This window comes from Paenarthrobacter sp. NEAU-H11, assembly GCF_050573415.1.
Taxonomy (GTDB): Bacteria; Actinomycetota; Actinomycetes; order Actinomycetales; family Micrococcaceae; genus Arthrobacter.
Window position 1 is genome coordinate 86,004 of record NZ_JBNZGA010000007.1, and the last position, 13,368, is coordinate 99,371.

The 13,368-nt window shown below is 66.6% G+C and carries 10 protein-coding genes, 1 tRNA gene and 1 other RNA gene; 7 read left to right on the forward strand and 5 right to left on the reverse strand.

Features of this window, described 5'->3' with window-relative positions; all coding sequences use genetic code 11:
• The first annotated feature begins 121 nt into the window (after nt 1-121).
• Together ACQ3DC_RS10775 and ACQ3DC_RS10780 are read left to right on the forward strand one after the other, a co-directional pair.
• Entirely contained in the window at nt 122-1,051 is a 930-nt protein-coding gene (locus ACQ3DC_RS10775; RefSeq protein WP_430752208.1) for a hypothetical protein, read from the forward strand.
• 278 nt (nt 1,052-1,329) lie between these two features.
• Nucleotides 1,330-2,745 (forward strand): stealth family protein, encoded by a 1,416-nt coding sequence (locus ACQ3DC_RS10780; RefSeq protein WP_430752209.1) that lies wholly within the window; start codon nt 1,330-1,332, stop codon nt 2,743-2,745.
• A 9-nt stretch (nt 2,746-2,754) separates the two neighbouring features.
• Here the strand turns inward: ACQ3DC_RS10780 and ACQ3DC_RS10785 are convergent, their stop codons facing one another.
• The 3 genes from ACQ3DC_RS10785 to ACQ3DC_RS10795 all read right to left on the reverse strand — a co-directional run bounded on the left by ACQ3DC_RS10785 (nt 2,755) and on the right by ACQ3DC_RS10795 (nt 6,067).
• Nucleotides 2,755-3,708 carry a phosphodiesterase gene (locus ACQ3DC_RS10785; RefSeq protein WP_321215264.1) on the reverse strand — a complete coding sequence of 318 codons (954 nt, stop codon included), beginning with the start codon at nt 3,706-3,708 and terminating at the stop codon, nt 2,755-2,757.
• A gap of 164 nt (nt 3,709-3,872) precedes the next feature.
• Nucleotides 3,873-4,385 carry a glutathione peroxidase gene (locus ACQ3DC_RS10790; RefSeq protein WP_321215263.1) on the reverse strand — a complete coding sequence of 171 codons (513 nt, stop codon included), beginning with the start codon at nt 4,383-4,385 and terminating at the stop codon, nt 3,873-3,875.
• A 113-nt stretch (nt 4,386-4,498) separates the two neighbouring features.
• Nucleotides 4,499-6,067 (reverse strand): peptidoglycan DD-metalloendopeptidase family protein, encoded by a 1,569-nt coding sequence (locus tag ACQ3DC_RS10795; RefSeq protein WP_430752210.1) that lies wholly within the window; start codon nt 6,065-6,067, stop codon nt 4,499-4,501.
• 258 nt (nt 6,068-6,325) lie between these two features.
• On the opposite strand from ACQ3DC_RS10795, the gene ACQ3DC_RS10800 reads away from it, so the two are divergent.
• The gene (locus ACQ3DC_RS10800) at nt 6,326-7,216 is read left to right on the forward strand and encodes an oxygenase MpaB family protein (protein ID WP_430752270.1); all 891 of its coding nucleotides are present in this window, start codon (nt 6,326-6,328) and stop codon (nt 7,214-7,216) included.
• 59 nt (nt 7,217-7,275) lie between these two features.
• On the opposite strand, the gene ACQ3DC_RS10805 is transcribed toward ACQ3DC_RS10800, so the two are convergent.
• Nucleotides 7,276-7,360: transfer RNA gene (locus ACQ3DC_RS10805), tRNA-Ser, on the reverse strand.
• A gap of 311 nt (nt 7,361-7,671) precedes the next feature.
• Here ACQ3DC_RS10805 and ACQ3DC_RS10810 point away from each other — a divergent pair.
• The 4 genes from ACQ3DC_RS10810 to recR all read left to right on the forward strand — a co-directional run bounded on the left by ACQ3DC_RS10810 (nt 7,672) and on the right by recR (nt 12,198).
• Entirely contained in the window at nt 7,672-7,995 is a 324-nt protein-coding gene (locus ACQ3DC_RS10810; protein ID WP_430752211.1) for a hypothetical protein, read from the forward strand.
• A 45-nt stretch (nt 7,996-8,040) separates the two neighbouring features.
• An RNA gene (ffs, locus tag ACQ3DC_RS10815) (signal recognition particle sRNA small type) lies at nt 8,041-8,137 on the forward strand.
• A 21-nt stretch (nt 8,138-8,158) separates the two neighbouring features.
• Complete coding sequence (locus ACQ3DC_RS10820; RefSeq protein ID WP_430752212.1) at nt 8,159-11,524, forward strand: DNA polymerase III subunit gamma and tau; 3,366 nt, start codon at nt 8,159-8,161, stop codon at nt 11,522-11,524.
• Nucleotides 11,525-11,598: 74 nt separating this feature from the next.
• Nucleotides 11,599-12,198, forward strand: coding sequence for a recombination mediator RecR (recR, locus tag ACQ3DC_RS10825; RefSeq protein WP_050056466.1), 600 nt, complete (start codon nt 11,599-11,601; stop codon nt 12,196-12,198).
• A gap of 64 nt (nt 12,199-12,262) precedes the next feature.
• Here the strand turns inward: recR and ACQ3DC_RS10830 are convergent, their stop codons facing one another.
• A complete protein-coding gene (locus tag ACQ3DC_RS10830) occupies nt 12,263-13,366 on the reverse strand; it encodes a hypothetical protein (protein ID WP_430752213.1) in 1,104 nt (367 codons plus the stop codon).
• Between the last annotated feature and the right edge of the window lie 2 nt (nt 13,367-13,368).

A 13,368-nucleotide genomic window follows, 5' to 3' on the forward strand; every position in this document is an offset into this window, starting at 1 on the left:
CCAGCGAAAGTGCCCGGGCGTGCCTGTTGCAGGTTGTGGCCAAACAGTGACCATGTGTCACATGCGGTGCCCAAGGCCCGCCAGAACAGCCCGCCCCCGGCACTGCTGAGAGAATAGATGTATGACAGTATCCGAGTCCCCCGCCGTGCCCGCACCAGGAGCCCATGCACGAGCCACACCGCCTCTGGCACTCCTGCTCGACGTGGACGGGCCGGTGGCAAGTCCGGTCACCCGCGATGTGAAGCGGGAGATCATCGATGACCTGGTGGCCCTCGCCGCCGCCGGCATCCCCGTTGTTTTCAACACCGGGCGCTCTGACGCGTTCATCAGGGAACAGGTCATGGAACCCATGATCGCCGCCGGGATTCCGTCAGGCACCATCATCCACGCCGTCTGCGAGAAAGGCGCCGTCTGGTTCAGCTACACCGCGGCCGGGCCCGGCCCCATCCACGTGGACCGCGAACTCGCCGTGCCGGCAGCCTACGGGGACGACATCCGGCGGATGGTGGCAGAGGACTATGCAGCGCACATGTTCTTTGACGAAACCAAGCGGGCCATGGTGTCCGTGGAGCAGCACATCGAGGTGCCCAGCGCCGAGTACCTGGCGGAGCAAAAACTCTTCGACGCCGACGCCATGGACCTGATGGCCCGCCACGGGCTGGGAGTGGTGCGGCTGGACCACCACGCCCCCAATTCCGACGACGAGGTGGACTACCGGGTGGACCCCACCATCATTTCCACGGACATCGAATCGGTGCGGCTTGGGAAGGACCTGGGAGCCAGCCGGGCAGTGGAGCTGCTCGCGGCACAGGGCATCACCCCGGAGGCCTGGCGGACCGTTGGCGATTCGCGCACGGACTATGCCATGGCTGACTGGCTTCACCACAACGACCACCCGGTCAAACACGTGGATGTCCGGCCCGCGGACGGCATCCCGGAAAAACCGTACCAAGTCCTGACCGCCCAGGACCTGGGGCTTCCGGCGTCCGTAATCCATGACGACGCCGGCGGTGCTTTCCTGCGCAGCTGGCGGGAGGCGCTGGGCGGCTGAGCCCCTTCCGGGCATCGGCTGCCCGAACCCCTGCCGTTTTACCGGCGGGGCTATCATGCACATAGGAACGCTAACTAATACGCAGCACGGAGACCACCATTACAGAAGCACCGGTTCAAGACGAGGTCTACTACGGCGGCCAGGCATCCGTAGAGGAACAATTTCACGCAGAGATCACCTCCGCAGAAGCTGAGCAGCGCCTCAACCCGCGCCCTGACGTCATTACGCACAAGGGCCGCATCGCCCTGATCAACTACAACAGGACTCCCTACCAGGCCATGGTGGAGGACCTGCTGTTCGTCAGGAATGTGCTGGCCAACGCCGGCCTGGCATACCTGCTGGTCAGGGGCAACAACGACCGCCCTGTCGTTGCCTTGGACTGGAAAGACAGGAAGAAGCTCCGGGCCGCCCTGGTGGAAGCCTGCCAGGACGAACCCTTCTACTCCATGACCGTGGACGCCAAGAAGAAAACCTCCCTCCTGGTTGCGGACGGTGAGCTCTCCTCCAACCGGCAGGCGCGCATCTTCCGCCTGTACCGGCCGCGGGTGGAACCGGCCGGCGGCTTCGAGTTCGGTGCCTCCGCGGGTGTCCAGATTGAGCTTTGGTCCTTCAAGGGCGACGAGATCATCCTGCCGATCGAGAACTCCCTCACACGCAGGACCCTGCTCCGGCAGGACGCCGTCCGAGGCACCGTTGAACGCTACGGCCACACCTGGCCCACCATCGAGAACATGTTCGCGGACCACGCGAGCGACATCAGCTTCGACATCGACCTGGTGTTCTCCTGGGTGGACGGCAGCTCCCCTGAGTACATAGCCGCCCGGCGGGCCCAACAGAAGGACGTTGTCCTGGGCGAAGGCGATGACCACGAGGCCCGCTTCCGGCAGATCAACGAACTCAAGTACGCGCTGCGGTCCGTCTACATGTTTGCGCCCTGGATCCGCCGCATTTTCATTGCCACGGATTCACCGGCACCCGCGTGGCTGGCGGAACACCCGTCCGTGACCATCGTCCGCAGTGAGGAGTTCTTCTCGGATCCCTCCGTGCTGCCCACGCACAACTCCCAGGCGGTGGAGTGCCAGCTCCACAACATCGAAGGCCTGTCCGAGCACTTCCTGTACTCCAATGACGACATGTTTTTCGGCCGGCCGGTCAGCCCGGACCTGTTCTTCACCCCGGGAGGCATCACCAAGTTCATCGAGGCCGAAACCCGGATCGGCCTGGGCGAGAACGCTGCAGAGCGCAGCGGGTTCGAGAACGCGGCCCGCGTCAACCGCAAGCTGTTGTGGAACAGGTTCGGCCGCATCACCACCCGGCACCTGGAGCACACCGCAGCGCCGCTGCGGCGCAGCGTGGTGGCGAAGATGGAGCGCGAGTTCCCGGAGGAATTCCGAAAGACGGCGGCCAGCCGCTTCAGGGCGGCGGACAACATCTCCGTGACCAACTCCTTCTACCACTACTACGCCCTGCTCACGGGCCGGGCGGTAACCCAGACGGCGGCGAAGGTCCGTTACGTGGACACCACCATGCGGACGGGACTGAACTACCTGCCCAAGCTGCTGGCCAAGCGGAACATGGATTTCTTCTGCCTGAACGATGGCAGCTTCCCCGAGGTGGATGCCGACGAGCGCGCCGCACTGGTGACGGACTTCCTGGAGAAGTACTTCCCCATCAAGGCGCCCTGGGAAAAGTAGGCGGGCGGCCTACCGGCTTGTGGGGAGCCCGAGCTTCGCGCTGTTCGGCTGCTTGAGCTTCGCGCTGTTCCGCTGCTTGGCGGTTTCCGGAATCCGGATCCCGGCTGAGGCCAGCCGGAACTCGGTCTCTTCCGGCGAGACGTACTCCCCCACTGTCGTGGACCTTCCCAGCGGAACCACCGAGTGGACGATGGTGTGCTCGTACACATGCACCAGGTTGAAGGATTGCCCGCCGTCCTGGCCCCGGGTGCCGCCAACGGGAACATTGAGGTCCTGGGTGTAACAACTGGCCGACGCCACCGATACAGGGATGCCGGCGAAGCTCGCCGTCGTCGAATAATGCAGGTGGCCCGCGAGGATGGTGCGGACATCAGAGTTCCGGACTACTGCCTCCAGCGATGCCTGGTCACGCAGCTCCACCAGGACCGAGAGATCCAGGACGGAGGGTATGGGCGGGTGGTGCAGCGCCAGGATGGTGCCGTCAGGAGCGGGCGTGTCCAGCTCCCGCGTCAGCCAGTCCAGCTGCGCCGGGCTCAGCTCGCCGTGGTGATAACCGGGAACTGAGGTGTCCATGGTGATGACGCGCAGCCCGTTGACGAAGTAGCTCTTGTCCACCGGCGCGTCATTGGGGGCTTCGTCCAGCAGTCCCGCCCGGAAGTTTTCGCGGTTGTCGTGGTTCCCCATCGCCCAGATCACCTCGGCGCCGAGTTCCTCGCAGGCGGGCTCAACGATTGCCCGCAGTTTCACGTAGGCTCCCGGATCGCCCTTGTCGGCGAGGTCGCCGGTGAAGATCACGGCCTCCGGACGCGCCCCGGACGCCTTCACCTCTTCGAAGAGCTGAATAAGGCGTGCTTCGCTGTCAACGACGCCGTAAAGGGGATCCGGACCTCCCATCAAGTGGGGATCGCTCAGGTGGAGTAGGAAGTGGCGTGGCCGGGGATGTTCGGCCTCGATGTGCTCCATTGCTGCCTCTGTGGTCGGTGGGAAACGGCGCTTCCCTTGTACCCTTCAGTAATGTTTATCCAATCAGACATTTGGCAAACTTTGGGTGAATCGCCGTAGTTGATGTGAAAAAAAATGAAAGAACTGCGCTTTTCGGCCGTCCGGTTCGGCGAAGCGCCCCTTTTTCAACAGAGGGCCTCCTCGACGGCGTCGATAACCTCCGCCGAATCGGGCTCCACGGTTGGCGCGAAGCGGTTCACCACCTGGCCGTCCCTGTTGACCAGGAACTTCTCAAAGTTCCATTTCACCAATCCGGGCAGCAGCCCGCTTTTGAACTTGGTGAGCTCCGCGTAAAGGGGGTGCTGGTTCCTGCCGCGGACGTCCGCCTTGAGGGTGAGGGGGAAGGTGACCCCGAAGTTGCGCTGGCAGAATTCGGCGATTTCGCTGTCGCTGCCCGGTTCCTGCCCTGCGAACTGGTTGCACGGGACGCCGAGTACTTCAAACCCCCGGTCCCGGAACTTTTGATACAGCGTCTCCAGCCCCGTGTACTGGGGCGTGAACCCGCAGTTGGAGGCAACGTTGACCACCATCACCACTTTGCCCTTGAACCTGCCAAAATCGGTCGGGGAACCGTCGTTCAGGGTCAGCGGAACCCGGTACAGGTCAGTTACAGGCGGCTTCCCCAAGAAGTTGTCCATGCATGGAATTCGTTGCCAATGGATCACGGTATTGGTCCGGGCTTGGCGTTTCCAGCACGGATTTCCGGCGCACTTCAGGGCGCCGATGAGGAGCTGGTTGCCGATGCCGCCGGTTAGATGGGGGCCGGCTCGGTCGGGGCAGGCTCAACCGGGGCCGGCTCAATCGGCGCAGGCTCAACCGGGGCCGGCTCAATCGGCGCAGGCTCAACCGGGGCAGGCTCAACCGGGGCCGGCTCAATCGGCGCAGGCTCAATCGGGGCCGGCTCGATCGGCGCAGGCTCGATCGGGGCAGGCTCGATCGGGGCCGGCTCAATCGGGGCCGGCTCGATCGGGGCAGGCTCGATCGGGGCCGGCTCAATCGGGGCCGGCTCGATCGGCGCAGGCTCGGTCGGGGCCGGCTCGATCGGCGCAGGCTCGGTCGGGGCCGGCTCAACCGGCGCAGGCTCGGTCGGGGCCGGCTCGGTCGGGGCCGGCTCGGTCGGGGCGGGCTCAACCGGGGCCGGCTCGGTCGGGGTAGGCGTCCCAGTCTCAGTCGGCGACGGCGTCCCAGTCTCAGTCGGCGACGGCGTCCCAGTCTCAGTGAGCGACGGCGTTCCAGTTTCCGTCGGCGACGGCGACGGCGACGGCGTGCCAGTTTCCGTCGGCGTGGGGGACGGCGTGCCGGTGTCGACCGTCGCCACCAACAGCGACGAGGATGCTGGCCGCGCAGAGGAGCCAGCCGCCGTCGTCGGGACATTTGCCCAGGGGGCGGCCGAGGGAGCCTCGCTGCCCAGCCCCACCGGAATGGTCCAGCGTATGGGCCCCGTGGAGGCAACACCGGGGACTGGCAGGTAGGTCAGCAGCTCAGCGGGCCCGGCGCCAAGCGGGCGTACCGCCATGAGGCGCCATTTCAGCGGATTCGTGTGGCGTCCGTTGAGGATTGTTTCGAAATGCAGGTGGCATCCCGTCGACCACCCGGTAGTGCCTACCCGGGCAATGGCTTGCCCAACATTGACGAAGTCACCGCTGCGGACGGCAATGGACTCGAGATGGTTGTAGGTGGTGACGAGTCCGTTGCCGTGATCGATCTCAACCCGGTTGCCGCCGCCCCATGGATGCCATCCGGCGGCACGGACCACGCCTGAATCCGCCGCGTAGACCGGGGTCCCGCAGGGGGCCGAATAGTCCTGGCCCAGATGGAAGTCCCCTGCCAGCCCGGACAACGGGCTTACGCGGAATCCGAAGGGCGACGAGGGAATAAGCAGTTTGAGGGGCGCCATGAGATAGCCTGCCGGCGGCCTTCCCACCCCTGAGAGCCCTACCGTGACCGGCGCCGGAGCATCCTCACCGAGACTTCCTACGAGCGGGCGTGGAAAGGCAATTTCGGCTTGGGGAGCGGCCAGGACCGCGGCTGTCCGGGGAGCCGCCACAAGGCTGTCCGACGGCGGTCCCGCGGCGGCAAATCCAGTGGCCTCAGTACCAGCGACGGTGCCGGCACTGAGACCAGTCGAATTCCCCGCAGCACCGGCGCCCGGACGGGCAACGGATGCCGCTGCGGTTCCCGTTTCAGGAGCGCTGCCGGAGAGGTTGAAGGCGCAGACGGAAATGGCGAGCGCCCCCGTGGCGGCCAGTGCCCGCGCTACAGGCAGGCAAAAGCCCTTGGCGTTCTTATCGTCCTTCCCGGATACCGCGTGATTGCCCACAAGACTGACTCCAGGACTTGGCCACCCGCACGCGTCTTGACGGTACCTACCATGAGAGCATATGGCCGCAGCCCTGTGAACCCCGGAGCGGGGACACTGCGGGGTTTTTTGTGGAGACTGCCGTTTCCAGCGCCGCCAGGTGGTACAGGACCAGTCGCTGCGGCTGCACTAAAAGGTGCTTACGATAAGCTCTACAGCCGAGTTCTCCACAGGAGGGCGTGCACCATCAGGAACATTCTCAGTCCCATCAAGAAGCGTCTGGTCCGAACCTTCAGCAACGGTTCCGAAGGCGTTCAGCAGTGGCAATTGGATCTTGCGGAGGGCGATGACCCGGGGTACCACCTGCCCGGTTCCGCGGTATGGGCAGTGCACGGTTCAATGTCGCCCATTGTCGCCGGAATCCGCACTCTGTTGATGCAGTCCCTGCACCCCGGCGCCCTTGCCGGCGTCCACGAACATTCAAACTTCCGCGAGGACCCGCTGGGCAGGCTGGCCAACACCATCCGCTGGATCTTCACAGTGACCTATGGCTCCAAGGAGGCCGCCGAGAACGCCTCACGGAGGGTGCGCCGGCTGCACGAGGCCGTCCAGGGCAGCTACCGCGACAGCCAGGGGGCGCAGCGCACCTACAGCGCCAACGACCCGGAACTGGCCAGCTGGATCCATCTGGCCTTCACTGACGCCTTCCTCACCGCCCACAAGCTGTGGGGAGGCACGATTCCCGGCGGACCGGACGCGTACGTCCGGGAGTGGGCCCAGGCCGGCCGGCTGATGGGAGTGGAAGACCCGCCGCTCACCGAGGCGGAATTGCACAGGCAACTGGACCGCTGGTACGAAAGCGGTGATCTCCGCGGTGACGCCCGTGTGGCAGAGACAGTGGAATTCGTCTGCAACCCGCCCTTGAACCGGGTGCTCCGGCCGGGTTACCGGATCCTGTTCGCGGGCGCCGTGTACAGCCTGGAGCCAAGGTACCGCCGGATGCTCGGGCTGGACGTTCCCCGGCTGGGTCCCCTGCCGCTGCCGGTGAGGCTCGCGACAAAGCTGGTTCTCGGCGTCGTACGCCTGGCCTTGGGACGCAGGGGTCCAAGCGAGCTAGCCGCCAGGGAACGGCTTCGCCGGCTTGGCGTACCGTCTGCGGAGGCGGGATGATCGCTGCAACAAAAGAAAGGACCCTGCCCCCGATTGAACGGGGGCAAGGTCCTCACCGGCGGAGAATGGGGGATTTGAACCCCCGAGGGCGTTAACCCAACACGCGTTCCAGGCGTGCGCCATAGGCCGCTAGGCGAATTCTCCAGCTGCTTCTGAATCAAAAGCAGATACTAGGTTACCTGATGTTTTCCGCATCGCCCAATTGGCCGAAACCGGCTGGTCCTCCAGGGGCCCTAAGGACAGCGGCCCTGCTCCTTAACCACGAAATGGACGCCCCCAACGCGCCCATTCCCCGGACACCGTTGAGCTGCCGGGTCCGGCCCGTTCAGCCAGGCCACGCACCTCACAATCTGGAGATTGCCCCAATCGGTGTATGTACCCATATTCAGGGGAGTTGCCGGGATAAGCAACGGGTGTTGTCCGTTTGCCGGCCGCATTCGGGCACGATGGAAATCATGAATAAGCTGCATGCGCTGGTGGTCTACGTCCCCCGGTCCCACACGGAACGGGTCCTTGCGGCGATCGGTGACGCCGGAGCCGGCAGGATCGGCAATTACTCGCACTGTTCGTTCGTCATGTCCGGGACGGGCCGCTTTACTCCCCTGGAAGGCTCCGAACCGTACCTTGGGCAGGTGGGGAAACCGGAGGAGGCGGCCGAGGACAAGATTGAATGCGTGGTTGACCAGGCATTGCTGGGCGCTGTCGTTGCAGCGCTGCGGGCTGCGCATCCCTATGAGGAACCAGCCTTTATGAGCTGGCCGGTGGAGGGCTGGCGCTGATCGAAGGCCGATTCGAGTCGGGCCGGAAGTTCAGGTAAAGTGTCTGACGGCCCCTCATGTGGCGTCATCCTGTTGAACTCCCCCAGGACCGGAAGGTAGCAAGGGTAAATGGGCTCTGGCGGGTGCATGGGGGGTCTTTACTATTCCCCCACAGGGCGGCAGGATGTCGGCCCGGATTGGTAGGGTTTTCTCTGTGACAGTTACTACCGCCCTCTACCGCAGATACCGTCCGGATTCGTTTGCTGACGTTATCGGGCAGGAGCATGTCACCGAGCCGCTGATGACGGCTTTGAGGAAAAACCGGGTCAACCACGCCTACCTCTTCTCCGGCCCCAGGGGCTGCGGCAAGACCACCTCGGCCCGGATCCTGGCGCGCTGCCTCAACTGCGCCCAGGGCCCCACTGACACCCCCTGCGGCACCTGCCCCAGCTGCGTTGAGCTGGCCCGCGGCGGCTCCGGTTCGCTGGATGTCATAGAGATTGACGCCGCCAGCCACGGCGGCGTGGACGATGCCCGGGACCTCCGCGAGCGGGCCACCTATGCACCTGTACGGGACCGCTACAAGATCTTCATCATTGATGAGGCCCATATGGTCACGTCCGCCGGCTTCAACGCCCTGCTGAAGATCGTGGAAGAACCACCCGAACACATCAAGTTCATCTTCGCCACCACGGAACCGGACAAGGTCATCGGCACCATCCGCTCCCGCACCCACCACTACCCGTTCCGGCTGGTGCCGCCGGAACCGCTGATGGCCTACTTGGAGCTCCTGTGCAGCCAGGAGAACGTCCCGGTGGCCCCCGGCGTCCTGTCCCTGGTGATCCGTGCCGGCGGCGGCTCCGTCCGTGATTCGCTCTCCGTCCTGGACCAGCTGATGGCGGGCGCCGGGCCGAACGGTCTGGACTACGAACTTGCCGTGGCGCTGCTCGGATACACCCACGCTTCACTGCTCGACGACGTGGTCGAGGCCGTTGCCGCTTCTGATTCCGCTACCGTTTTCCGTGCCGTGGACCGGGTGATCCAAACCGGCCATGATCCCCGCCGCTTCGTTGAGGACCTGTTGGAGCGGTTCCGCGACCTCATCATCGTCCAGGCGATGCCTGAAAGCGCCCAGACCATTCTCCGCGGCATGCCTGCGGACCAGATTGCCCGCCTGAAGAACCAGGCCCACAACCTGGGGGCGGCCGAGCTGTCTCGCGCCGCGGACGTCACCAACACCGCGTTGACCGAGATGACCGGCGCCACCTCCCCGCGGCTGCACCTTGAGCTGCTGTGCGCCCGGATCCTTTTGCCCAGCTCGGAGCAAAACGAGCGCGGCATGGCCGCCCGGATAGACCGCGTGGAGCGCAGGCTGAACTACGCCGGGAACGACGTCGGTGCTCCCGCCGGGTCAAGTGCGGACGGCTCCACACCGGCCGCCGCCCCTGCCGCTGCCCCGGCACCCCATCCCCCGGCGTCCAATGCCCCTGCCCCGGAAACAAGGCCCTCTGCTCCTGAATCTTCAACTGGCGCCGCCGGTGCCAATGGTCCGGCTCGGGATGCCGCGAAAGCGGCGCCCGCAACTCCGGCCGTTGCGGGCCCGGCGCCCAGCGCCCCGGCCACGCCGGCAGCTGCCGGAGCGGGCTCCGTCGGGGAGGCTTCCCCTGCGGTCGGCGGACCACGCTCTCCCTTGACCGCCCCGCGGGTCAGCACCAGCGACTGGCCGGTAGAAGATTCGGCCGGGAACCGCCCGTCGCCCGCCTCTTCGGATCGTCCAGCCGGACGCGACCCGGGCTTTGCCTCGCCGCAGGCCCCGGTAGGGCCGGACGCTGCGTCCGGTCCGGCGCAAGGTGCCATGCAGACTCCGGGTTCCGGCCCGGCGCAGGCTTCGGGCCAGGAGCCCGCCTCCGAGCCCAAAGAATCCCCGTCTACCGGCCAGGCGGAGACGCCGTCCGCGCCGCCGGCGCCCGCCGCTGCGCCCGGACCCATGGGGGACGTGGAGGTCTTGCGCCGCGCCTGGCCCGACGTCCTGCAGACCCTGTCCAAAATCAAGCGCAGCACCTGGGCGCTCGTTGAACCCAATGCCCAGGTTGCTGCCTTCGACGGCCACAGCCTCACCCTTGCATTCACCACGTCCGGACTTGCCGGAGCCTTCGGCCGGGCGGACCATTCGGAGAATCTGCGCCAGGCCATCCACAAGACCGTAGGCATCGACTGCCAAATCACTGCGTCGGCCGGTGGCGGCACGCAGGCGAGCTCTGACCCAAACCCAAAAGTGCCCGCCAGCCGGGTGGCGGCGGCAACTTCGGCTGACGTCGCTTGGGGGCTGGCACCGGCTTCTGCCCCGACGGGCAGCGATGCCGCACGGCAGCCGGGCCCCGCAGGCGGGCCCGTTTCCGCGAGCCCGCAGCAGTCTGTGCCGGACGCAAAACACCAGCAAAAGGCACGTCCTGGGCAGGGACCGGCTGATCCGGGCCAGGCCGACGGCGTTGCGCCGGAAGGCGTAGCGGCCCAGGCAGCAGCCGCGGCACTTTCGGCCCCGCTTCCCGGAAGCGGCGCCGTGCGGCCCGCATCCGGACAACCCGCTGCGCAGGTCGCGGCCGGCGAAGGCTCCGCCCCGGTTTCGGTGCCACCCGCCGCCGTGGAGGAAGACTATTCATATTCCGACGACGACTGGGGTCCGGCCAGGGACGAGGACGCTCCGCCTCTGGACGAAGAACCTCCCCTGGACTGGGCCCCGTCCAACCGGTCCCGGCCCTCGGGAGTGCCGGCCGCTTCAGGCCCGTCGGGCACCCCCGGCACCGGTTCCGGTGTAAAGGGGCCGTCGCCGGCCACCTCCGGCCCCGTTGACGTCCCGGGCGTCCAGCCTCACGGGCCTGATGCTGCCGCCAGCACGGCTGCATCACCGCATGATCCTTGGACCCGCGCCGTGGAACAGGCCCCCGGGGTCTGGGTGGTCGGCGAAGAAAGCAATGTGGGCAGGGCAGCTTCCCCGGCGGCGCCGGACGAGGCACCAACCGGGCCGGTTGCCGCACCGCGCTACGAGCCCGCCACCGCCCAGGTGCCACCCTCAATCCCGGTCACCAGGGCCGGCGCCAGCCCGGAGCCGGACTGGGGCCTGGCTCCGTCTTCACCATCTCCAGGCGCCGGACGGTTTGGAACGGAGGAACCGGGCGGTGGCAATTCCTCACCGGACACCGCGAGGGCCCCGGAGTACGCCATGGCGTCAGCTTCCCCGGCTCCCGCAGCCGCTCCAACCCAGGCTGTCCCGGCCAAGGCTCCTCAGCCGTCCTCGGCTGCCGCAGCCCAGGCACGGCAAAGCCTTTACCAGCGACTCTCCAACAGCCCTGAAGCGGAAGCCGGCCGCGCCAAGGCCCCGGCCCGTGCCGTGGCAGCTGCTGCCACCTATGTCCAGGACATCCCGAGCGCAGATGATGAGACGATCGAAGAGTCCGGCGTGTTCGGCCGTGCCGCGGTGGAGCGTATTCTGGGCGGGAAGCTGATTGAGGAGCGCTCCCCCGACGGAAGTCCCATCACACCGCGATATTGACGGTTCCCGGTAAAACGGGGCCCCGCTCCAAGTCTTTGCCCTGCCCGCAATCCATCCCAAACTAAGGGGAAAACGTGTACGAAGGTGCTGTCCAGGAGCTGATTGATGAGCTCGGACGCCTTCCGGGGGTGGGCCCCAAATCCGCCCAGCGGCTTGCGTTCCACATCCTCGAAGCTGACCCCCAGGACATGAAGCGCCTGGTTGAAGCGATCACGACTGTCAAGGAACGGGTCAAGTTCTGCACCGTCTGCGGCAACGTCACAGAGCAGGAACTGTGCAACATCTGCCGTGACCCGCGCCGGGATCCGGCGGTGATCTGCGTTGTAGAGGAATCAAAGGATGTCCTGGCCGTGGAACGCACGCGGTCGTTCCGGGGCCGCTACCACGTGCTGGGCGGCGCCATTAACCCCATTGCGGGCATCGGACCCGAGCAGCTCCGCATCCGCGAGCTGCTGACCCGGCTCAATGACGGCGCCATCCAGGAAGTCATTATCGCCACCGACCCCAACCTTGAGGGCGAGGCCACTGCCACCTACCTGGCGCGTATGCTCAAGACAATCGGCATCACCGTGACCCGGCTGGCCTCCGGGCTGCCGGTGGGCGGCGACTTGGAATACGCGGATGAGGTCACCCTTGGCAGGGCGTTCGAGGGCCGCCGGAACGCCCTCACCTGACCTGGCCCGGCCCGGCCCGGCCCGGCCCGGGTAAGCGCGGCATGAGCCACACGCGCGACCTGCGTCAGGGCCGCGGACGCCGGCGCGAAACAGCCGCCCTGTTTCCGGCGGCCAGCAGCGCTCCAGCCACTATGGCCTGGCCGGCAATTCCCACCACAGGCAGGGGCATCCGGGCCGAATCCCTGGCCAGCGGTTCCCCGTTCACACAGGGGACCTGGGTGCCGTCCCCCGCTTCCTGGATGGCTGCCGGCACCCATCCCAGGACAGCCCCGGCCGGATCGGCGTCAGCGCCCAGCGCCAGGAAAACCACCGACGGGCTGATGGCGGCCAGCCACATGATGCGCTCGGTATGGTAGACCTCGGCTACGCCGGCCGGGACTTCCGAGCACTCGTAGGCCTGGCGTGTGCCGGCGGGCCCCCACTGCACATTCATAGCGACGGTTACTGGTTCCACCACCCGGACCAAAGGCACCAGGGCGGCAGCAGCACCGGCCGAGCCAGCCACCAGGATTCCCGCTAATACCCAGCCCGCCACACGGGCCGGTCCCGATTTCCGAACTGCAGCCGCCACCCCCACTCCAACGGCGCCGAAAACGGCGCCCTCAACAGCGGTGACCCCGGCAGCAGCTGCCGCCACAGCGCCTGATCCACCGGCCGCCAGCGACTGCAGCATCAGTACGCAGAGCGTTAGGGCAGCCAGAACGAGCCCACGGAATGTTGTGGCCAGCAACGCCGGGAGGATCCCGCCGCCCACGGCCGGCTCCCGGGCGGCGGCAACTTGTCCATGGCACTGCATGCCCCAGGCCACCGCGAGAAAGGCCGCGACGGACGGCACGAGGGTTGCGGCGAGCGCGTACACCAGCATCGGGGCGTTGTACCCGCCACTCCCCTGTCCCAGCGACGCAAACATCACTACGGCGGCGGCGGCAGCAGCCCAGGTTCCTACGACAGCGCCGCCCGCCAGCGCCCAGAACCTGACGCTACGGATGCTGCGGACCACATCAGCCAACGCCAGCTGCATGCCCGGCCGGCCGCCGCGCACCTGTTCCCGGCCGCCGTCGTCGTCATCCTCCCAGCTGGGGCTGCCCGTACCGCCGGGGTTCGCGCCTATCGGTTCGTAAAAGGGTTCGGCGACTGGATGCACAGCAGGCTGGTCGTCGTCGGCCATGG

What these genes read in the sequence shown, in the direction of transcription:
- ACQ3DC_RS10830 (WP_430752213.1), bottom strand. Translation starts at nt 13,366, where the DNA reads ATGGCCGACGACGACCAGCCTGCTGTGCATCCAGTCGCCGAACCCTTT.
- ACQ3DC_RS10785 (WP_321215264.1), bottom strand. Translation starts at nt 3,708, where the DNA reads ATGGAGCACATCGAGGCCGAACATCCCCGGCCACGCCACTTCCTACTC.
- ACQ3DC_RS10790 (WP_321215263.1), bottom strand. Translation starts at nt 4,385, where the DNA reads ATGGACAACTTCTTGGGGAAGCCGCCTGTAACTGACCTGTACCGGGTT.
- ACQ3DC_RS10820 (WP_430752212.1), top strand. Translation starts at nt 8,159, where the DNA reads ATGTCGGCCCGGATTGGTAGGGTTTTCTCTGTGACAGTTACTACCGCC.
- ACQ3DC_RS10775 (WP_430752208.1), top strand. Translation starts at nt 122, where the DNA reads ATGACAGTATCCGAGTCCCCCGCCGTGCCCGCACCAGGAGCCCATGCA.
- ACQ3DC_RS10780 (WP_430752209.1), top strand. Translation starts at nt 1,330, where the DNA reads ATGGTGGAGGACCTGCTGTTCGTCAGGAATGTGCTGGCCAACGCCGGC.
- ACQ3DC_RS10810 (WP_430752211.1), top strand. Translation starts at nt 7,672, where the DNA reads ATGAATAAGCTGCATGCGCTGGTGGTCTACGTCCCCCGGTCCCACACG.